This window comes from Streptomyces anthophorae (assembly GCF_049310305.1).
Lineage (GTDB): Bacteria > Actinomycetota > Actinomycetes > Streptomycetales > Streptomycetaceae > Streptomyces.
Genome location: NZ_JBLWQQ010000001.1, coordinates 3,793,866 through 3,812,965 on the forward strand (window position 1 = coordinate 3,793,866; position 19,100 = coordinate 3,812,965).

Annotated in this window: 18 protein-coding genes and 1 riboswitch; of the genes, 8 read left to right on the plus strand and 10 right to left on the minus strand. The window is 71.6% G+C overall.

The window, feature by feature from the left end:
* Positions 1–34 precede the first annotated feature (34 nt).
* Entirely contained in the window at positions 35–2,512 is a 2,478-nt protein-coding gene (pcrA, locus tag ACNYS0_RS16895) for a DNA helicase PcrA (RefSeq protein WP_422474578.1), read from the minus strand.
* Between the two features lie 206 nt (positions 2,513–2,718).
* A riboswitch (cyclic di-AMP (ydaO/yuaA leader) is annotated at positions 2,719–2,863 on the plus strand.
* A gap of 8 nt (positions 2,864–2,871) precedes the next feature.
* Between pcrA and ACNYS0_RS16900 the strand changes: the two genes are divergently transcribed.
* Positions 2,872–4,071, plus strand: coding sequence for a C40 family peptidase (locus ACNYS0_RS16900; protein ID WP_422474580.1), 1,200 nt, complete (start codon positions 2,872–2,874; stop codon positions 4,069–4,071).
* Between the two features lie 73 nt (positions 4,072–4,144).
* Here ACNYS0_RS16900 and ACNYS0_RS16905 read toward each other — a convergent pair whose 3' ends face one another.
* Positions 4,145–4,507, minus strand: a complete 363-nt coding sequence (locus ACNYS0_RS16905) for a hypothetical protein (RefSeq protein ID WP_422474582.1) — start codon at positions 4,505–4,507, stop codon at positions 4,145–4,147.
* Positions 4,508–4,809: 302 nt separating this feature from the next.
* Between ACNYS0_RS16905 and ACNYS0_RS16910 the strand changes: the two genes are divergently transcribed.
* Positions 4,810–5,850, plus strand: coding sequence for a C40 family peptidase (locus ACNYS0_RS16910; RefSeq protein WP_422474584.1), 1,041 nt, complete (start codon positions 4,810–4,812; stop codon positions 5,848–5,850).
* Between the two features lie 13 nt (positions 5,851–5,863).
* Here the strand turns inward: ACNYS0_RS16910 and ACNYS0_RS16915 are convergent, their stop codons facing one another.
* The 4 genes from ACNYS0_RS16915 to ACNYS0_RS16930 form a co-directional block, all read right to left on the minus strand.
* The gene (locus ACNYS0_RS16915; RefSeq protein WP_422474586.1) at positions 5,864–6,763 is read right to left on the minus strand and encodes an alpha/beta fold hydrolase; all 900 of its coding nucleotides are present in this window, start codon (positions 6,761–6,763) and stop codon (positions 5,864–5,866) included.
* A complete protein-coding gene (locus ACNYS0_RS16920) occupies positions 6,763–7,410 on the minus strand; it encodes a LysE family translocator (protein ID WP_422409027.1) in 648 nt (215 codons plus the stop codon). The genes ACNYS0_RS16915 and ACNYS0_RS16920 overlap by 1 nt, the downstream gene beginning before the upstream one ends.
* 70 nt (positions 7,411–7,480) lie before the next feature.
* Positions 7,481–8,164: a LuxR C-terminal-related transcriptional regulator gene (locus ACNYS0_RS16925; RefSeq protein WP_422409025.1), complete on the minus strand. Its 684-nt coding sequence runs from the start codon at positions 8,162–8,164 to the stop codon at positions 7,481–7,483.
* Positions 8,161–9,468: an ATP-binding protein gene (locus ACNYS0_RS16930; RefSeq protein WP_422409023.1), complete on the minus strand. Its 1,308-nt coding sequence runs from the start codon at positions 9,466–9,468 to the stop codon at positions 8,161–8,163. Before ACNYS0_RS16930 ends, ACNYS0_RS16925 begins: the two co-directional genes overlap by 4 nt.
* A gap of 178 nt (positions 9,469–9,646) precedes the next feature.
* Between ACNYS0_RS16930 and ACNYS0_RS16935 the strand changes: the two genes are divergently transcribed.
* Entirely contained in the window at positions 9,647–10,942 is a 1,296-nt protein-coding gene (locus ACNYS0_RS16935) for a PspC domain-containing protein (protein WP_422474588.1), read from the plus strand.
* On the plus strand, positions 10,932–11,177 hold the full coding sequence (locus tag ACNYS0_RS16940; protein ID WP_422474590.1) for a hypothetical protein: 246 nt from the start codon (positions 10,932–10,934) through the stop codon (positions 11,175–11,177). The genes ACNYS0_RS16935 and ACNYS0_RS16940 overlap by 11 nt, the downstream gene beginning before the upstream one ends.
* A gap of 6 nt (positions 11,178–11,183) precedes the next feature.
* On the opposite strand, the gene ACNYS0_RS16945 is transcribed toward ACNYS0_RS16940, so the two are convergent.
* Complete coding sequence (locus tag ACNYS0_RS16945; RefSeq protein ID WP_422474592.1) at positions 11,184–11,708, minus strand: DoxX family protein; 525 nt, start codon at positions 11,706–11,708, stop codon at positions 11,184–11,186.
* 91 nt (positions 11,709–11,799) lie between these two features.
* Positions 11,800–13,071, minus strand: a complete 1,272-nt coding sequence (locus ACNYS0_RS16950; protein ID WP_422474594.1) for a hypothetical protein — start codon at positions 13,069–13,071, stop codon at positions 11,800–11,802.
* A 150-nt stretch (positions 13,072–13,221) separates the two neighbouring features.
* Here ACNYS0_RS16950 and ACNYS0_RS16955 point away from each other — a divergent pair, with 150 nt between their 5' ends.
* Entirely contained in the window at positions 13,222–14,082 is an 861-nt protein-coding gene (locus ACNYS0_RS16955) for a DUF4429 domain-containing protein (protein WP_422474596.1), read from the plus strand.
* 21 nt (positions 14,083–14,103) lie between these two features.
* On the opposite strand, the gene ACNYS0_RS16960 is transcribed toward ACNYS0_RS16955, so the two are convergent.
* On the minus strand, positions 14,104–14,895 hold the full coding sequence (locus ACNYS0_RS16960) for a class II aldolase/adducin family protein (protein ID WP_422474598.1): 792 nt from the start codon (positions 14,893–14,895) through the stop codon (positions 14,104–14,106).
* 118 nt (positions 14,896–15,013) lie between these two features.
* Between ACNYS0_RS16960 and ACNYS0_RS16965 the strand changes: the two genes are divergently transcribed.
* Positions 15,014–15,502 (plus strand): pyridoxamine 5'-phosphate oxidase family protein, encoded by a 489-nt coding sequence (locus tag ACNYS0_RS16965; RefSeq protein WP_422474600.1) that lies wholly within the window; start codon positions 15,014–15,016, stop codon positions 15,500–15,502.
* Between the two features lie 58 nt (positions 15,503–15,560).
* Here ACNYS0_RS16965 and guaA read toward each other — a convergent pair whose 3' ends face one another.
* On the minus strand, positions 15,561–17,141 hold the full coding sequence (guaA, locus tag ACNYS0_RS16970; protein ID WP_422474602.1) for a glutamine-hydrolyzing GMP synthase: 1,581 nt from the start codon (positions 17,139–17,141) through the stop codon (positions 15,561–15,563).
* 331 nt (positions 17,142–17,472) lie between these two features.
* Here guaA and ACNYS0_RS16975 point away from each other — a divergent pair, with 331 nt between their 5' ends.
* Together ACNYS0_RS16975 and ACNYS0_RS16980 are read left to right on the plus strand one after the other, a co-directional pair.
* Entirely contained in the window at positions 17,473–17,739 is a 267-nt protein-coding gene (locus ACNYS0_RS16975; protein ID WP_422474604.1) for a chorismate mutase, read from the plus strand.
* Positions 17,740–18,065: 326 nt separating this feature from the next.
* On the plus strand, positions 18,066–19,073 hold the full coding sequence (locus ACNYS0_RS16980) for a hypothetical protein (protein ID WP_422474605.1): 1,008 nt from the start codon (positions 18,066–18,068) through the stop codon (positions 19,071–19,073).
* Positions 19,074–19,100: the final 27 nt, after the last annotated feature.

Sequence of the window (19,100 nt, forward strand, 5' to 3'; positions counted from 1 at the left end):
GCCGCCCGCCCCGGGGTGAGCGGCTCGGCCGCGGCTACAGCTTCTCGACCGGCGCGTACCGCAGCAGCAGGCGCTTCGGCTTCGGGTCGCCGAAGTCGATGGACGCCTCCGACTTGTCGCCCGTGCCCGACACGCCCACCACCGTGCCGAGCCCGAACTGGTCGTGCGTGACGCGGTCGCCGACGGCGAGGGCCACCACCGGCTTGGAGTTCGCCCGGCTCGTGGCGAAGGCCGGTGTCGAGCCCGTGCGGGAGCGCGAGGACGACAGGGAGGCCGCGATGCCGCCACCGATGCTCTTCGTCGAGGCCGCCGGTGTGGACGGGCCTGTGCGCTTCCAGTCCAGGTGCCCGGCCGGGATCTCCTCCAGGAACCGGGAGGGCGGGTTGTACGAGGGCTGGCCCCAGGCGCTGCGCATGGAAGCGCGCGTCAGATAGAGGCGCTGGCGCGCGCGCGTGATGCCCACGTACGCGAGGCGGCGCTCCTCCTCCAGCTCCTTGGCCTGGCCGAGGGAGCGCATGTGCGGGAAGACGCCGTCCTCCAGGCCGGTCAGGAAGACGACCGGGAACTCCAGGCCCTTGGCGGTGTGCAGCGTCATCAGCGTGATGACGCCGTCGCTGTTCTCCTCGTCGTCCGGGATCTGGTCCGAGTCGGCGACGAGGGCGACGCGCTCCAGGAAGTCGGAGAGCCCTCCGCCGCCCGTCTCGGACTCGCCCTCCTCTCCCGCCTCCTGCTCGAATTCCAGGGCCACGGCGGCGAGTTCCTGAAGGTTCTCGATCCGGGTCTCGTCCTGCGGATCGGTGGAGGCCTGGAGCTCGGCGAGGTATCCGGTGCGCTCCAGGATCGCCTCGAGGACCGTGGCCGGGCCCGCGCCCGACTCCACGACCGTGCGGAGGTCCTCCATCAGCGTGTTGAACCGCTTCACGGCGTTCGCCGAGCGGGCCGCCATCCCGTACGCCTCGTCGACGCGGCGCAGCGCCTGCGGGAAGGAGATCTTCTCGCGCTGGGAGAGCGCGTCGATCATCGCTTCGGCGCGGTCGCCGATGCCGCGCTTGGGGACGTTGAGGATGCGGCGCAGCGGCACCGAGTCCTCGGGGTTGGAGAGCACCCGCAGGTAGGCCAGGACGTCCCTGACCTCCTTGCGCTCGTAGAAGCGGACGCCGCCGACGACCTTGTAGGGCAGGCCGGTCCTGATGAAGATCTCTTCGAAGACACGGGACTGCGCGTTCGTCCGGTAGAAGACCGCGACGTCACCCGCGAGCGCGTCGCCCGCGTCCGTGAGCCGGTCGATCTCGTCGGCGATGAACTGCGCCTCGTCGTGCTCGGTGTCCGCGACATAGCCCGTGATCTGGGCGCCGGGGCCCTCGTTCGTCCACAGGTTCTTGGGGCGGCGCGACTCGTTGCGCTCGATCACCGCGTTCGCCGCGCTGAGGATCGTCTGCGTGGAGCGGTAGTTCTGCTCCAGCATGATCGTCGTCGCGTTCGTGTAGTCCTCTTCGAACTGAAGGATGTTGCGGATCGTGGCGCCGCGGAACGCGTAGATCGACTGGTCCGCGTCACCCACGACGCACAGCTCGGCCGGGTCGGCGCCCTCGCCATCGGTGGGGCCGACCAGTTCCCTGACCAGCGCGTACTGCGCGTGGTTCGTGTCCTGGTACTCGTCGACGAGGACATGGCGGAAGCGGCGGCGGTAGTGCTCGGCGACGTCAGGGAACGCGCGCAGCAGGTTCACCGTCGTCATGATCAGGTCGTCGAAGTCCAGCGCGTTCGCCTCGCGGAGGCGGGCCTGGTACATCGCGTAGGCCTGGGCGAGGGTCTTCTCGAAGCCGTCGGCCGCGGTCGCCGCGAAGTCCTCCTCGTCGATCAGCTCGTTCTTGAGGTTGCTGATCTTGGCGCTGAAGGACTTCGGCGGGAACTTCTTCGGGTCGAGGTCCAGGTCGCGGCAGACGAGCGCCATGAGCCGCTTGCTGTCGGCGGCGTCGTAGATCGAGAAGGAGGACGTGAAGCCCAGCTTCTTGCTCTCCCGGCGCAGGATGCGGACGCAGGCGCTGTGGAACGTGGAGACCCACATCGCGTTGGCGCGCGGGCCCACCAGATCCTCGACGCGCTCCTTCATCTCGCCCGCGGCCTTGTTCGTGAACGTGATCGCGAGGATCTGGCCGGGGTGCACGCCGCGCTGGGCGAGCAGGTAGGCGATGCGGTGCGTGAGGACGCGGGTCTTGCCGGATCCGGCGCCGGCGACGATGAGCAGGGGGGAGCCGCCGTGCACCACGGCCGCGCGCTGGTTCTCGTTCAACCCCTCCAGGAGGGAGGCCGGGTCGAGGACCGGGCGCGGGGCGCCGTCCCGGTAGTGCGTGTCCCTGTCCACGGGCATGCCGGGGTTCCCGCCGAACAGGTCGTCCGGCATCGGCTCCGGGGCCCCGTCGTCGTACTCGGGGTCCGGGGGCGGCGGCGGGGGTTCCTCCGCACCCTTCTGGAGGCCGGTCAGGAAGCTGTCGTCAAAGAGGCTGCTCATCGCTCTACGAGTCTAGGCCGCCCCACTGACAACCCGTGGCTGCCTTCGGAACTCCAAGGCCCCGCCCGGAACCCCGAGGCCCCGCCAGAGGGCAGATCACGAAAATGTATCGGGCATATCGAACATCAACCTTCACAGCAGCCACACGAGTTGGCTACGGTGCAGCCGGGCAGTCCGTCCCCCCGTCCGCGAATGTCGCGGCGAGCGGGCAGCCCCCGCCGAGTCCCGTACGCCGTAAGGCAGGGAACCGGGGACCCAACCGACCTTGGGGTGAATCGGTCAGCCGACCGTAGGGCAGCCTTCCACGCCCGAACCCGACAGCTAACCCGGTAGGCGGACGACGGAAGGAGTCGCCTGCCTTGGCGTCGCACCGCAAGCCCCGCAGCCGTTCCCGGATGACCGGCGGCCTTCGCACGACCCCCGCGATCGGTATCACCACCGCCGCCCTCACCTCCGTGGCACTGCTCTCCCAGACGGCGCAGGCCGCGCCGACGCAGCCGTCGTCCAAGCCGCGCCTCGAAGAGGTGCAGAAGAAGGTCGACACCCTCTACCGGCAGGCCGAGGTCGCCACCCAGAAGTACAACGGGGCGAAGGAACGGACCGACGCCAAGAAGCAGCAGGTGGACAAGCTCCTCGACGATGTCGCGCAGCGCACCGAGGAGATGAACACGGCCCGCCAGAAGCTCGGCAGATACGCCGCCGAGCAGTACCGCTCGGGCAGCGTGAGCGACACCGCGACCATGTTCCTCGCGGACGACCCGGAGGACTACTTCTCGCAGCGCCAGCTGATGAGCCGGCTGACCGACGAGCAGAAGAAGTCGATCGACGACTATCAGAAGCAGACGCGCGAGACCGCGAAGAAGCGCACCGAGGCGCAGTCGAGCCTCCAGGACCTCACCGAGTCGCAGACCGAGCTGAGGTCGACGAAGGAGACCGTGCAGACGAAGCTCTCCGACGCGCGGGAGCTGCTGTCCAAGCTGACCGCCGAGGAGAAGGCGCGGCTCGCGGCGATCGAGAAGGCCAAGGAGGAGGCCGCCCGCAAGAAGGCGGCGGAGCTGGCCGAGAAGCAGAGGGCCGCGGAGGCGGCGAAGCGGAAGGCGGCCGAGGCGGCGAAGGAGCGGGAGCAGTCGTCCGGCTCGTCCTCCGGTTCCTCTTCCGGCTCCTCGGGGTCCTCCTCCGGCTCGTCGGACGCCTCGTACGCCACGAAGGCCGCGCAGGCGCTCGCGTTCGCCAAGGCGCAGGAGGGCAAGCCGTACGTGTGGGGCGCCACGGGGCCGGACTCGTACGACTGCTCGGGCCTGACGCAGGCGGCGTGGAAGTCCGCCGGGATCTCGCTGCCGCGGACGACCTGGGACCAGGTCGAGATCGGCAAGACGGTGCCGCTCTCCGACATCCAACCCGGTGACCTGGTGTTCTTCTATGACGACATCAGCCACGTGGGCATGTACATGGGCGGCGGCATGATGGTGCACGCGCCGAAGCCGGGCGCGGTCGTGCGCGAGGAGTCGATCTACTACGACGGCACGTCCTCGATCCACAGCGTGGTGCGGCCGGCCTGACGTACGTACGCGGAAGGGCCCGGCAGGTACGTCCCCTGCCGGGCCCTTCCACGTGTGCGGCCTGCGCGGTCGCTCAGGTCCAGAGCACCGCGATGAAGATGTTGGCGACGGTGAGCGCGCCGACGGCGATGAACAGGCCCTTCTCCGCCTTCGCCCCCTCCTCGTCGTCCCGCTTCACGTAGACGATGCCGAGGATCACGATCAGGAGCGCGAGCTTCACACCGATCTTGATGTTGTTCACGGCGCTGCCGTCGGCCTGGTTGAGGCCGACCAGGGCGACGCCGGTCACCAGCATGGTCAGGGCGCCGTGCAGCATCGCCTTGTTGAAGCGGGCCGCGCCCTCCTTCATCGCCGACATCTGCGTGAGGAAGCCGCCGAGCAGCGAGGCGATGCCGATGATGTGCAGGCCGACGAAGAGGTGGATGAGTACGTCCATGGTTCGGAGCCTAACCGGACGCCCATGGGCCACTACGGGCGCCCCTTTGCCACTCCGTTATCACTCTCCGACACCATCCGTAACAAACAGACCAGTTGCGAACAATCCGGCACCAACCCGTTACGCAGAGGTTTAGCGTCCTTCCTCAGGTGACCGGCTCCCCACCGCCGCCCGGGCCAGGGGCGGCAGTCGGACACCACCGCCGAGAAAGGTCCGGCGGCGGCCCGCTCCCCCTGTGCGGGCCGCCGCCGGACGCGCGACCGGGGTCCGTGCGTTTCGGAAGGACCCCAGAGGAGGACCTTGTGCCGGCAGCCCACCGCAAGCCCCGACCGCGTCCGCTCAGCGGCGGCAGGGCCCGCACCGCGGCCACCCTCGCCCTCGCCTCCGCGGCCGGCATCACCGCCCTCGACGGCGGGGCGGCGCACGCGGAGCCCGAGCTCAGCCCCGCCCAGGTGAAGGCCAAGGTGGACAGGCTGTACCAGGAGGCGGAGGTCGCCACCCAGAAGTACAACGGCGCGAAGGAGGAGGCGGACGGCGCGCGGAAGAAGGTGGACGCCCTCCAGGACGAGGCGTCCCGGCGCACCGAGTCCCTCAACTCCGAGCGCGAGAAGCTGGGTTCGGTCGCGGCCTCCCAGTACCGCACGGGCGGCGTGGACCCCTCGGTCCAGCTGCTCCTCTCCTCCTCCCCCGACGCCTACCTCGACAAGGCCTCCCTCACGGAGCGCGTCGGCGCGCGGCAGGCCGCCGCCGTCACCCGGGTACGGGGCGAACTCCGCGAGATCGACCAGCTGCGCGGCGACGCGGACGGCACGCTCTCCGAACTGCGCGCCAAGAAGGCCGAGCTGGCGGACAACAAGAAGAAGGTGAAGCGAAAACTCTCGGAGGCCCGCCGCCTCCTCGACCGCCTCACCCCCGAAGAGCGCACCCCCGCCGCCGCCCAGAGCGGCCACGCCTCACGCTCGACGGAACGCGCCGACCTCTCCCAGGCCCCCAACTCCCGCGCCAAGGCCGCGATCTCCTTCGCGTACGGCGCGCTCGGCAGCCCCTACGTATGGGGCGCCACAGGGCCCTCCGCCTTCGACTGCTCGGGCCTGACGCAGGCCGCGTACAAGGCGGCCGGAGTCTCGATCCCCCGCACGACGTACTCCCAGATCGACGCGGGCCGGCGCATCCCGAAGTCCCAACTCCAGCCGGGCGACCTGGTCTTCTTCTACTCCTCGATCAGCCACGTGGGCCTCTACATCGGCGGCGGCAAAATGATCCACGCCCCGAACCCGAGCGCCCCGGTCCGGGTGGCCCCGATCGACGAAATGCCGTTCGCGGGGGCGACGCGGGTGGCGTGAGCCGCCCTTGAGGTCACGCCGATCCGTCACCTCGGCCGGTGTGCGCGGCGAGGGCGTCGATCAGCCGCGGCCACAGTTCGCGCGGTCGGTCGTGGCCCATGTCGGGGAGGAGCAGGAGCTCGGCTCCGGGAATCAGCTCCGCGGTGCGGCGGCCGCCGCTCGGGTCGATCAGTGTGTCGTCCAGGCCGTGGATCACGAGCGTCGGCACGTCGAGCCCCCGCAGGGCGTCCGCGCGCGAGCCGCTGAGGACCATCGCGCCGAGCTGCCTCCCGACGCCCGCCGGGTAGTAGGCGCGGTCGTAGCCGCGCGCCGCGAGGTCGCGGAGGTACGCCGCGTCGCCGTAGCGCTTCGACGCCCAGAGCAGGGAGCGGTCCGCCGCCGCGACGTAGCCCTCCCGGTCGGACGGCTTCGGGGCGAACAGCGCCGCCTGCGCCTCCGGCGACGACTGCCCGTACTCGGGCTCCCCCGTTGTCGACATCATCGAGGTCAGTGTCAGGACGCGCTCCGGCCGGGAGATCGCCATCGTCTGGGCGATCATGCCGCCCATGGACGCGCCGACCACGTGCGCCCGCTCGATGCCGAGCGTCGTGAGCAGGCCGAAGGCGTCGTCCGCCATGTCCTGGAGGCGGTACGGGATCATCGCCAGGGCCGCGGGAAGGTCGCCCCCGCTCACCGCGGCGATGAACTCGCCCATGTCCACAGGGTGTGCGTCGAACTTCGTCGACAGGCCGCTGTCCCGGTTGTCGAAGCGGATCACGTACCGGCCGCGGCCCGCGAGCTCCGCGCAGAAGTCCTCGTCCCAGGCGATCAGCTGCGCGCCGAAGCCCATCACGAGCAGCACCGCCGGGTCGGCGGGGTCGCCGAAGGTGTCGTAGGCGAGCGAGATCCCGGGCGATACGTCGACGGTCGGCATCACTCCGCCCTCCCCGTGAGCGCCACCGTCACACCGAGACCCACCATCGCGAGGCCGCCCGTGCCGCCGACCGCCGCGAGGCGGCGCGGGGAGCGGGCGAACCAGGTGCGGGCCGTGGACGCGGCGAGGCCCCAGAGGCTGTCGGAGGCGATCGCGATGATGTTGAACACCAGGCCCAGGAGCAGCATTTGGAGCACGGTGTGCCCCGCCTCCCGGTCGACGAACTGGGGCAGCACGGCCGCGAAGAAGACGATCGTCTTGGGGTTGGCCACGCCCACCGCGAAGCCCTCCCAGAGGGTGCGCAACGTGCTGCCGCGGCCCGCCTCGCTCCGCTCCTCCTCGAACACCGCGCGCAGCGAGCGCCGTTGTCTGATCGCCTTGACGCCCAGGTAGATCAGATACGCGGCGCCGACCAGCTTCAGCGTCATGAAGATCGCCACCGAGCGCTCGACGAGCGAGCCGATACCGAGGGCGACGGCGATCACGAGGACGTACGCCCCGAGCGTGTTGCCCGCGACCGTCGTCAGCGCGGCGCGGCGGCCCTGGGCGAGGGCGCGGCCGACGACGAAGATCACGCTCGGGCCCGGGATGACGATCAGCAGCAAGGACATCGCCGCGAAGGCGAGGAGGCGGTCGGCGGACATCATGGGGTCCATTGAGGCACGGCGGACGCCTCCCGCCCAAGCGGATTTCGCCGCAGCAGCGGCAGGGCGTGGCTCACACCAGCCGGCGCGCGGTCGCCCACCGCGTCAGCTCGTGCCGGTTGGAGAGCTGGAGCTTGCGCAGCACCGCCGAGACGTGCGACTCGACCGTCTTGACGGAGATGAAGAGCTGCTTCGCGATCTCCTTGTACGCGTACCCGCGCGCGATGAGGCGCAGCACCTCCCGCTCGCGCTGGGTGAGGCGGTCCAGGTCCTCGTCCACCGGCGGCGCGTCCGTCGAGGCGAAGGCGTCGAGGACGAAACCGGCGAGGCGCGGCGAGAACACCGCGTCGCCCTCCTGGACGCGGAAGATGGAGTTCACGAGGTCCGTGCCGGTGATCGTCTTGGTGACGTAGCCGCGGGCGCCGCCACGGATCACGCCGATCACGTCCTCCGCCGCGTCCGAGACCGACAGCGCCAGGAAGCGCACCGGGTTCTCCGCGTCCGCCATCATCTGGGCGCTGCGGCGCAGCACTTCGACGCCTCCGCCACCGGGGAGGTGCACGTCGAGGAGGACGACCTCGGGCCGCGTCGCCGTGATCACCGTGATCGCCTGGTCGACGTCGGCGGCCTCGCCGACCACCTCGACGCCCGTCTCCTCGGTGCGGCCGATCTCCGCCTGGACGCCGGTGCGGAACATCCGGTGGTCGTCGACCAGGACCACTCGTACCCGTCGCGTCTGAGCTGCCTCGTCGGTCATGACGTCCCTTCCGCCCTCTTCATGGTCAGTTCGACCTCGGTGCCGCCGTCCGGCACCGCCCGCAGCCGGGCCGTCCCGCCGTTGCGTTCCATCCGGCCGATGATCGATTCTCTTACGCCCATGCGGTCGGGCGGGATGGAATCGAGGTCGAAGCCGGGCCCCCGGTCGCGTACGGAGACGAAGACCATGTCCCCGTCGACGTCGCCCTCGACCTCCGCGTACACCTGGACGGCGCCGCCCACGCCACCGTACTTGGCGGCGTTCACCATCGCTTCCCTCGCGGCCTGCATCTGCGCCGACAACTGCTCGTCGAGCGGGGTGTCGCCCACCACGACGACTTCGAGCGGGACCCCGTGCTTGTCCTCGACCTCCGCCGCGTTGCGCTTCACCGCCTCCGCCACCGTCTCCGGCTCCTGCGGGTTCTCCGCGGCGGCCGGTTTGTAGAGCCACGCGCGCAGGTCGCGCTCCTGGGCGCGGGCGAGGCGGCGCACCTCGGCGGGGCTGTCCGCGTTGCGCTGGATCAGGGTGAGGGTGTGCAGCACCGAGTCGTGCACATGGGCCGCGACCTCCGCCCGCTCCTGGGCGCGGATGCGCATCAGGCGCTCCTCGGAGAGGTCCTGTGTCATCCGGATCAGGTAGGGGCCGGCGAGGAGCGCGATGCCCACGAGGACGGCGAGCGCCGCCTGGAGGATCGGGCCGATGTGCTCGGTGGCGCCCTGCGTGACGAATATGCCGGTGACGCCCACGCCGACGAGCAGCACCCCGGAGGCCGCGCGGGCCAGGCTGAGCGTGCGCCGACGGCGGCCGACCTCCATCCAGCGGGCCCTGCGCGCGTTGTCCGCCTGCCGCCAGACGAGGGCGACGCCCGCCGCGACGAGCACGGTGGGGATCAGGTACGCCTTGGTGTTGCCCGTCAGGTTCACGTTCTCCACGAAGATCATCGCTACGACGACCATCAGGAGCAGGGCGAGGATCTGGCCCTTGTCCGGCCTGCGCGTCACCAGCCTGCGGCGGCCGTCGGGCGACGTCTCCGTGCTGAGGACGGGAGGCCGGTCCGCGCCGACGCCGCCCACGCCCAGCGGCACGAAGAACCAGAACGCCGCGTACAGCAGCGCCCCGAGCCCGTCCGCCATGAACAGGCCCACGAAGACCAGGCGCACCCAGATCACGGGCAGCCCGAGATGCCCCGCGAGGCCCCGCGCCACTCCGCCCAGCCAGCGTCCGTCACTGCTGCGGTAGAGCTTGCGCGGCGGCCGCGGGTCGTCTCGGTCCTCGGCGAGAGGGGCGGGCGCTGCTTCCGGCATGCCACCGATCGTCACATGCGGTAGGGGGCCGGGCATCAGGGTCGGCCCCGGATACTTCCCTGATCTTCGGGCCGGGGCCCGCGGCCACGGCCGGACCGGGCGCCTCAGGGACGATCTCAGGGTTCGGCCAGGGTTGTCCCGGCTGCCGTCGGCGGGCCCCGGCCGTCACGATGTACGTATGACGGAGCAGCCTCTCGACGCACCCCCTGAAGACGCCCGGTCTCCACGGCCGCTGCGCGGCTTCCGCAGGGACCGGCGGTACAAGACGCTGGGCGGCGTGTGCGCGGGGCTCGGCCGGCACTGCGACATGGACCCGGTGATCTTCCGCATCGGCCTGTCGGTGCTCTCGGTGACCGGCGGCGTCGGGCTGATCTTCTACGGCTTCGCGTGGCTGTTCGCGCCGTACGAGGACGAGGAGGAGAACGAGTTCCGCAAGCTCCTCACGGGCCGGGTGGACGGTCCGGGCCTTGCCGCGATCGTCACCGCGCTCGTCGGCTGCGGGGTGTTCCTCTCCATGCTCAACAACGGCGGCGCGCTGACCTTCGCCGTCGTGCTCGCCCTGCTCCTCGCGGGTGCCGGTTACTGGTCGCAGGCGCGGCGCACCGCCGACCCGGACCCGGTGGCGGCCCAGGCCGTCGCGGACGCGCCGCCGGAGGCGCAGGCGCCGCCGGTCGCGCGCGCGCCTTCCTGGTGGCGCGACCCGATCGTGAAGGACGGCACGCACGAGGGCGGCACCGGCTACCTCTGGGGCCCGCCGGGCGCCCAGGAACGCCCGGCGGCAGCCCGGCACGGCTCCTGGCGCGGGCCCGTCGCCGACCGTCCGGCCGCGCCACCGCAGCCGACAGGACCGCGCGGCATCGGCGCGCTGACGTTCCTCGGCGCGCTGATCGCGGGCGGCATCGGCACCGCTGTGACGTGGGACGGGCACACCCTCGCCGAGAGCCTTCAGACCGGACTCGCCTGCGCGCTCGCCGTGTTCGGCCTGGGCATCGCGGTGAGCGCCTTCCGCGGCCGCACCGGAGTCGGCTCGATCCTCCTCGCGCTGATCACGGCGGGCCTGCTCACGGCGTCCGCCGCGCTGCCCGCGAACATCAGCACGCAGTGGGTCCGCACCGACTGGACGCCGACGCGCGCCGCGGACGTGCGGCCGAGCTACGAGGTGGGCTCGGGCGTCGGCACGCTCGACCTGTCCGGCGTGGACATCGCCAAGGACGCCACCACGACCACGCACGTCGAGGTCGGCGCCGGCCAGGCGAAGATCGTCCTTCCCCCGGACGCCGACGCCGAGCTGCACGTGGAGGTCGGGGTCGGCGCCATCCGGCTGCCCGGGGACGTATCGCGCGACGTGGACGTCCGGCCGGGGCTCGACCGGCGATACACGATCCCGGCGCCGGCCGGGGACGCGAAGGGCGGCACCGTCGAGGTGCACGTGGAGGTCGGACTCGGACAGGTGGAGGTGGACCGTGCGGCGTGAATTCCACCCGGGGCGGCTGGTCGCGGGCCTGGTGCTGATGACGACGGCGGTCGTCTATTTCGGCGACGCGGTGGGCGAGTGGCGGGTGCCGTGGTTCGTCGGGGTTCCGTTGGTGTGCGGAGGGCTGTGCCTTGCGGCCGTCGTCGGGATGGTTCGGCGCATGACGGGGTTGCGCTCCCGGGGCTCCGCCCCGGACCCCGCTGGCTCTCGTCCGAAGGCGGGGCTCAATGGGTAGTCCGTCTCAATACTCGGACGACCTGAGCCGTCGGCCCCGCCACCACGCATCGACCGACCACACCGCCGCCCCCGCCAGCACCAGGGGCAGCCACGCCATCAGATACGCCAGATCGTTCCCGAGGTAGTACGGCTCCGTCGCCCAGCTCACCGTCAGCCACAGGCTCAGCGAGATCAGCGCCCCGCCGACCGCCGCGAGCCGCGCGAGGACACCGAGCAGCGTGCCGATCCCGACCGCCAGCTCGCCGAACGCAATCGCGTAGCCGAACCCGGCAGGCGACTTCAGGGCGAGGTCGACGAGTTCCGGGAACGCGGACGTGTCCCGCACGCCCCGCATCTGGTCGCCGATCGAGCCGCCCCCGCCGGCCTTGAAGAACGCGCTGTCGGTGAGCTTGTCGAGGGCGGCGTAGATGAACGTGACGCCGAGGAAGACGCGCAGCGGCACGAGCGCGTACCGCTGGGCGGTCTCGCGCCAGCCTCCGGTCGGGGGCCCGTAGTTCGTGGTCAGGTCGGATCGCATGCTGTGCGCCATAGCCGCTCCGCCGCCTCTCGCGCCTGGTGTCTTTACCTGACCATACGTACGAGAGCACGCCCCGGCTCAGTGCCGAGGCCGATCGGCCGCCTCAGTCGACCACGTCGATGCCGCACCGGTTCGTCTCGACGCCCGCCGCGGTGATCACCTGCACCTCGACCCGCCCCGGCTCCACGTCGACCGGGACCGGCACGGTGAGCAGCGCGTCGGTCGGGTTGGTGAAGCCGCCGGGGACCGGGACGAGCGGCACATGGACGTGGACCGGGCCGATCCGCACGGCGACCCGCGCGAGCTGATCCACGGTGCCCGCGCCGGGCGGCACGAACCCGGAGCCGCGGATCTCGATGTCGTCGCCGGTGCGGATCGGCGCGTCCAGGTCGCCGGCCTCCCGCGCCCGCACCACCGAGAGGATCGTCGGCCGGCCGCCCTCCGTGTACTTGCCCGCGAGGTACGTCGCGGCGGAGACGGCCACCAGGACGGCGAGCGACCACGGCAGGTCCGGCAGCTGCTCGGGGCGGCGGGCGAGGCGGACGACCGCCCAGCCGACGACGGCCGCGCCCACGGCGACGTACTGGATGTCGGTGAAGCTGCCGCGCCCCGAGTCGTCGGTGAGCAGGTCGGCGGCGCGCGGCCGGGGCGCCCGCAGCTTCTGGAGCCGCTGCCCGCCGACGCGGACCCCGACCACCCGGCGGACGAGCACGGCCACCGCGCACACCACCGCGAGCACGGTCAACAGGCCCGCTCCCCGGGCGAGTTCGAGGCCGTCGATGAGCGCGTCGCGCCGCGCGGGCCCCGAGGCGAGTGCCAGTTGACCGGCGAGGACGAGGACCGCGTACAGGGTCGGCAGGAGCACGCCGCACGCCACCGCGCGCGAGGTGGACAGGCGGTTGTCCTCGCCGATCAGCGGCGCGAGCAGGCCACCACGCGCGCGGTGCAGATACCCGGCGACGGTGAGCAGTCCCGCCACCACCAGCGCGGCCACGAGCCCCGCCGTGCGGGCGGCGGTCCAGCCGGCGCCGATCGCGGTGAGCGACTGGCCGATCAGCAGCGCACCCACGCCGCCCCACACCACGTACAGCGTGCGCGGCCACAGCCCGCTGAACCAGGCCACGCCCTCCTCGCGGCCGCGGTCGGCCATCGCCCGCGCGGACTGGGTGAGTTCGTCGGAGATCCACTGCCGCGACGCCCCGGCCGAGTGCGCGACGGCCGCGGGCAGCCCCTGGCCCGCCGCCAACTCGTCGCGCTTCGCGGCGAATCGGGCGACAGCCCTGCGATGCCCCTCGCGCGCGCCCCGCGGACAGTCGCCGCAGGTGCACCCGCCCTCGTGCGCCGTCCGGTCGTTCCGCGCTTCCTGCACCGCCACCGCAGCCGCCCCACCCTCGTCAACTTCCGTGCCTTGAAGGCGAATTGTGCCGTACGCCGGGGGCGTGCGGCCGCACGGGCTCACCCCTCCCGGGTGAATGGCTTTGACCTGCATTGACCGGAGTGTTGACGTCGCTGCGAGAATTTCCGTATGGCCGAGATCATCCAGCGTGACGGAACCTGGGCCTTCGACGGGACCATGGTCCGCATCACCCCAGGTCTGCACCGGTCGGTCGCCCTGCTGCGGCAGACGTACGGCGAGATCGACGTGCCGCTCACCGCCGTCTCCGGCGTCGCCTACGAACCCGAACGCAGACGCGGCCGCCTCCGTCTGACCCTGCGCGACGCCGCGGACCCGCTGCTCCAGGCCACCGGCGGCCGCCTCCCGGACACCGCCGACCCGTACCGGCTCACGGTCGACGCGGACCGCTCCGGGGTCGCCGAGTACGTCGCCGAGGAGATCCGGCAGGCCCTGCTGCTCGAACAACTCCCGCCGGGGCCCGCCGATTCGTACCTCGTCCCGGGCCCCGCCGTGCCGGTCTCGGTGCGCTCCAGCGACGGCCTCGTCTCCTTCGACGGCAGCCGGATCCGCATCGACTGGAGCGAGACCTCGGACCGGGTGAAGCGCGCCACCGGCCCGCGCGTCATCGCGCTCGACGACCTCGACGAGGTCGAGTGGGTCCCCAACTCCGGCTACGAGGACGGGGTGCTGCGCTTCGTCCCCAAGGGATCCCCGTACTCCAAGCTGCCGCCGGAGAAGGACCCGTACGCCCTCGACCTGTGGGGCAACTCCCGCAAGGACCTGCTGACCGCCCTCGTCGCGGCGGCGGTCACGGCCCGGCTCCCGCACCCTTCGGCGCCCCGCGGCACCCCGGCGCTGCTGCCCCGGCAGGCCGACCACGACGTCCTGCTGCGCCGCCTGCGGGAACTGGGCGAGCTGCACCGCGAGAAGGTGCTCACGGACGAGGAGTTCGCGATGACGAAACGGGTGGTGCTGCGCGACTTCCGCTGATCACCGGCCGCCCAGGGGGGATCAGGACAGCAGCTCGGGCTCGCTGCGCGTGATGTCCTGCCACAGGCTCTGGTAGTTGATCCAGGCCACCAGGTCGGCACCCGTCTGCTCGCGGGTCGCCAGCGCCTGCCGCCGGTCGAGCAGCACCGGACGCCCCGCCGAGCGCGCCGCGAGCTGCACCTGGCAGGCCCGTTCAAGCGCGATGAACCACCAGGCCGCCGCGTCCACCGAGTCGCCCACCGTGAGCAGACCGTGGTTGCGCAGCACGAGCGCCTTGTTCGAGCCGAGGGCGACGGCGATCCGCTTGCCCTCCTCCGGGTCCACGCCGACGCCCGTGTACTCGTCGAGCAGCGCGTGGTCCTCGTAGAACGCACAGGCCTCCTGCGTGATCGGCTCGACCAGCTCGCCGAGCGCGGCCACGGCGCGGCCGTACGTGGAGTGGCAGTGCGCGACCGCGACCACCTCGGGGCGGGCCCGGTGCACCGCGACGTGCGTGGTGAAGGCGGCCTGGTTGACGTGGAAGCGGCCCTCGACGACCTGGCCGTTCCCGTTGGCGAGGACGAGGTCGCTCACCGTGACGTGCTTGAAGGGCACGCCGAACGGGTTGACCCAGTAGCAGTCGTCGTACTCCGGGTCGCGGGCGGTGATGTGCCCGGAGACCCCTTCCTCGTAGCCGAACCGCCCGAAGACACGCAGGGCGCCCGCCAGCCGCTCCTTGCGGTACCTGCGCTCGTCGGCGTGGTTCTCGTGCTGCGGCGGCATCGCGAACTGGAGCTGGTCGTGGGGTATCGGGGCGGGGTTCTGCGTCGACATGGTGCGGAAGGTACCTCCGTGACCCGCAAGGCGACAGGGCCGATGTGTGAAAAGAATGCGGCGAAACGCGCGGGGATACCGGACAGGGGACGTCGGGATTGCGCGCGAGACTCGCCTCATGACGTCGACCGCGGCCACCTGGGCCGCCTTCACCGAAGCCGAACCGGACCTCGCCAAGAACGTCGAGGACCGCTTCGGGCAGCACACCCATCACGTCCTGGCCACCCTGCGCAAGGACGGCTCGCCGCGCACCAGCGGCCTCGAGGTCCGGTTCCTGGACGGGGAGTTCTGGCTCGGCATGATGCCCGGCTCGCTCAAGGCCCGCGACCTGCTGCGCGACCCGCGGTTCGCGATCCAGGCGAACCCGGGCGAGGGGCAGACGATGGGCGGCGGTGACGTCCGGATCAGCGGCCGGGCGCGCCTGGTCGAGGACGCCGCGACCGTCGCCCGCTACACCGACCGGGTCCCCGTCCCCGACCCGGACGACTTCCACCTGTTCCGCACCGAGCTGACCGAGGTCACCAGGACGTCCGTGGAGGACGACACCTATCTGGTGGTGCGGGTCTGGACGCCGGGCGAGGGGATCCGGGTCATGAGGCGCACGTAAGCGAAAGTGCCGCCCACCCGAAGGCGGACGGCACTCTCACAGGGTCACGGCGTGGGGACTACTCCCACTCGATGGTGCCCGGCGGCTTCGACGTCACGTCGAGCACGACCCGGTTGACGTCCTTGACCTCGTTCGTGATCCGCGTCGAGATCTTCGAGAGCACGTCGTACGGCATCCGCGTCCAGTCCGCCGTCATGGCGTCCTCGGAGGAGACGGGGCGCAGAACGATCGGGTGGCCGTACGTGCGGCCGTCGCCCTGGACGCCGACGCTGCGGACGTCCGCGAGCAGGACGACCGGGCACTGCCAGATCTCGCGGTCGAGGCCCGCCGTGGTCAGCTCCTCGCGGGCGATGGCGTCGGCCTCGCGGAGCAGGTCCAGGCGGTCCTTGGTGACCTCGCCGACGATGCGGATGCCGAGGCCCGGGCCGGGGAACGGCTGGCGCTGGACGATCTCGTCCGGCAGACCGAGCTCGGCGCCGACCGCGCGGACCTCGTCCTTGAACAGCTGGCGCAGCGGCTCGACGAGCTCGAACTCGATGTCGTCGGGCAGCCCGCCCACGTTGTGGTGCGACTTGATGTTCGCGGTGCCGGTGCCGCCGCCGGACTCGACGACGTCCGGGTAGAGCGTGCCCTGCACGAGGAACGCGACCTCGGGCCCGTCCTCCTGGAGGATCTCCAGCTGCGCCTGCTCGAAGACGCGGATGAACTCGCGCCCGATGATCTTGCGCTTCTCCTCGGGGTCGGAGACCCCGGCGAGCGCCTTCAGGAACCGCTCGCTCGCGTCGACGACCTTCAGCTTCGCGCCGGTCGCGGCCACGAAGTCCTTCTCGACCTGCTCGGTCTCGCCCTTGCGCATCAGGCCGTGGTCGACGTACACGCAGGTCAGCTGCGAGCCGATGGCCTTCTGGACGAGGGCCGCGGCGACCGCGGAGTCCACGCCGCCGGACAGACCGCAGATCGCGCGCTTGTCGCCGACCTGGGCGCGGATCGCGGCTACCTGCTCCTCGACGATGCTGCCGGTCGTCCAGCTCGGCTCGATGCCGGCGCCGCGGTACAGGAAGTGCTCCAGGACCTGCTGGCCGTGCGTCGAGTGCATGACCTCGGGGTGGTACTGGACCCCGTACAGCTTCTTCTCGTCGTTCTCGAAGGCGGCGACCGGTACGACGTCCGTGGACGCGGTGACGGTGAAGCCCTCGGGCGCCGCGGAGCAGGCGTCGCCGTGCGACATCCACACGGGCTGCTCGGCCGGGGTGCCCTCGAAGAGCGTCGAGTCGCCCTTCGACACGGTCAGCGGGGTGCGGCCGTACTCACGGGCGCCGTTGTCGTCGACGGTGCCGCCGAGGGCCGTGGCCATCAGCTGGAAGCCGTAGCACATGCCGAAGACGGGGACGCCGGCCTCGAAGATCGCGCGGTCCAGGCTCGGGGCGCCCTCCGCGTAGACCGACGAGGGGCCGCCGGAGAGGATGATCGCCGCCGGGTTCTTGGCGAGCATCTCGTCGACCGGCATGGTCGACGGGACGATCTCGCTGTAGACCCGGGCCTCACGGACGCGGCGGGCGATGAGCTGGGCGTACTGCGCACCGAAGTCGACGACCAGGACGGTGTCGGGGGCGGCGGCAGCGGAAGTCGCTGATGACACGGGTTGCCTTCCGGCGGCTTAGCAGGGGGTCGTGTGGCCGATTCTACCGGGTACGTCACCCGTGGTTGCGGCCGCGGGGCTCTGCCCCGGACCCCGCTCCTCAATCGCCGGAGGGGCTCGATTGCCGGAGGCGCTGATACGGTGGGCCCATGTTCTCGCACACGACCTTCGTCTTTACCTATGGCAGCCGGCCCGCCGGATGCCATGGTCGTGCTGCTTGAGTCACTGACAAGCCACTTCACCAGGCGCCCCGGGCCGACAAGGCCCGGGGCGTCTGGCGTTTCCGGGGCTTGCCGGTCCGGGGCCGCCTCCACCACACCGAGGAGCCCTCATGACCGCCACGACCGAGAACACCACCGCCGAGATCATCTCCGGCGCCCGCGAGCGCATCGACTCGCTCGACGACCGGATCATCGGTCTCGTCCAGGAACGGATGGCCGTCTCCGCCGTCGTCCAGGAGGCGCGGATCGCCTCGGGCGGGCGGCGGGTGAACCTGGCGCGTGAGAACGAGGTGCTCGGGCGCTACAGGGACGCGCTCGGCAAGCCCGGAACCTCGCTCGCCATGACGCTGCTCGAACTGTGCCGGGGCCGGGTCTGACCGGCGGGGGCACCTCAGTTCGGTTGCGTCCTCACCCATACGGCGCGTGACCCGTTGGCACAGGCTTCGTTGGTCCCGGTGTCCGTGCCAGCCAGGGGCGGGCCAACCGAACCACGCGTGGCTCCGCTGGAGCGTTGAGACGTATCGGTCATGCCGTGCGTCGTGGGACCTCGCTCCAGACAAGTGACCGGACGGCAGGGGACAGCAGCCCGGTCACACCAGAGAACGGTCGGCCTCGGGGACGCCCGGGGCCGACCGGCCTCAGTACAACCCTTTTTGGTCATCGCGGGTCACTTCAGAGGAATCTCCCAGCCTCTGAGGACCCGATGAAACTTCGTCGCGCACTGGCGGCGGCGGCCGCGACCGCCGCGCTCGCCCCGCTCGCCCTGCTGTCCGCCCCTGCCGCCTTCGCGGACGGGGCGCCCACGGACACCACGACCGCCACCGGGACCGCGACGCCGAGCCCTTCGGTGAGCGCGTCGCCGAGCACCTCGCCGAGTCCGTCCGCCTCGGCCACCACCGCCTCGCCCGGTCCTTCCACCGCGAAGCCCGAGGCGCCTCGGGCGAAGAAGGCGGACGGCGCGCAGACCGGGAAGACCGAACCGTCCGACGAGTGCACCGCGGGCGAGGACAGCCCCGGCACCCTCGCCGAGCTGCGCGGGCTCCCGTCGAAGATCGTCGCGGGGTCCGGCTGGCACGGTTTCACGTTCCGCGTCACGAACATGACCGACCAGGACTTCGCCTCGTCCCGGGCGCAGGTGTACGCGTTCTCCTTCGCGTACGAGGACGAGTCGGACACGAGCCGGTATCTGCGCCTTCAGTGGTTCGACGGGACCGCGTGGCAGGACCTCGACAACAACATCGACCACGACACGTCGTTCCCGGCCTCGGGCCCTCTCGCCCGCGGTGCGCACTCCGACGTCAGGCTGCGGATCTCGGTCGACGCGAGGACCCCGGCCGGCGCCGGTGCCGGGCTCGCCCTCGCGGTGAGCGTGGACCCCGAGGGCGTCTGCGGTTCCAGCGTGCCCGAGGACGCGTACTGGGACTTCGACATCCTCGCCGCCGGTGCCACTCCGGGCCGGGTGCCGCCGGCCGGCGGCCACACCGGTTCTCCGACCGGTTCACCGAAGCCCTCCGCCACGGCCTCCGCCTCCGCGTCCGCCTCCAGCAAGCCGTCGCCGCAGGCGAGCAGCGCCCCGGTCGACGGTTCGCTCGCCTCGACCGGGGCCGGCTCCACGCTGCCGGTGTTCGGCGCGGCGGCCGGGATCGCCGTCGTGGCGGGCGGCGGGGTCATGTACGCCGTGCGTCGCCGCAAGGTGAGCAACGAGGCGTAGCCGTCCGTACGTACGAGAAGGACCCGC

What these genes read in the sequence shown, in the direction of transcription:
- ACNYS0_RS16925 (WP_422409025.1), bottom strand. Translation starts at nt 8,164, where the DNA reads ATGACCGACGAGGCAGCTCAGACGCGACGGGTACGAGTGGTCCTGGTC.
- ACNYS0_RS16935 (WP_422474588.1), top strand. Translation starts at nt 9,647, where the DNA reads ATGACGGAGCAGCCTCTCGACGCACCCCCTGAAGACGCCCGGTCTCCA.
- ACNYS0_RS16955 (WP_422474596.1), top strand. Translation starts at nt 13,222, where the DNA reads ATGGCCGAGATCATCCAGCGTGACGGAACCTGGGCCTTCGACGGGACC.
- ACNYS0_RS16905 (WP_422474582.1), bottom strand. Translation starts at nt 4,507, where the DNA reads ATGGACGTACTCATCCACCTCTTCGTCGGCCTGCACATCATCGGCATC.
- pcrA (WP_422474578.1), bottom strand. Translation starts at nt 2,512, where the DNA reads ATGAGCAGCCTCTTTGACGACAGCTTCCTGACCGGCCTCCAGAAGGGT.
- ACNYS0_RS16915 (WP_422474586.1), bottom strand. Translation starts at nt 6,763, where the DNA reads ATGCCGACCGTCGACGTATCGCCCGGGATCTCGCTCGCCTACGACACC.
- ACNYS0_RS16965 (WP_422474600.1), top strand. Translation starts at nt 15,014, where the DNA reads ATGACGTCGACCGCGGCCACCTGGGCCGCCTTCACCGAAGCCGAACCG.
- ACNYS0_RS16975 (WP_422474604.1), top strand. Translation starts at nt 17,473, where the DNA reads ATGACCGCCACGACCGAGAACACCACCGCCGAGATCATCTCCGGCGCC.
- ACNYS0_RS16920 (WP_422409027.1), bottom strand. Translation starts at nt 7,410, where the DNA reads ATGATGTCCGCCGACCGCCTCCTCGCCTTCGCGGCGATGTCCTTGCTG.
- ACNYS0_RS16945 (WP_422474592.1), bottom strand. Translation starts at nt 11,708, where the DNA reads ATGGCGCACAGCATGCGATCCGACCTGACCACGAACTACGGGCCCCCG.
- ACNYS0_RS16930 (WP_422409023.1), bottom strand. Translation starts at nt 9,468, where the DNA reads ATGCCGGAAGCAGCGCCCGCCCCTCTCGCCGAGGACCGAGACGACCCG.
- ACNYS0_RS16980 (WP_422474605.1), top strand. Translation starts at nt 18,066, where the DNA reads ATGAAACTTCGTCGCGCACTGGCGGCGGCGGCCGCGACCGCCGCGCTC.
- ACNYS0_RS16960 (WP_422474598.1), bottom strand. Translation starts at nt 14,895, where the DNA reads ATGTCGACGCAGAACCCCGCCCCGATACCCCACGACCAGCTCCAGTTC.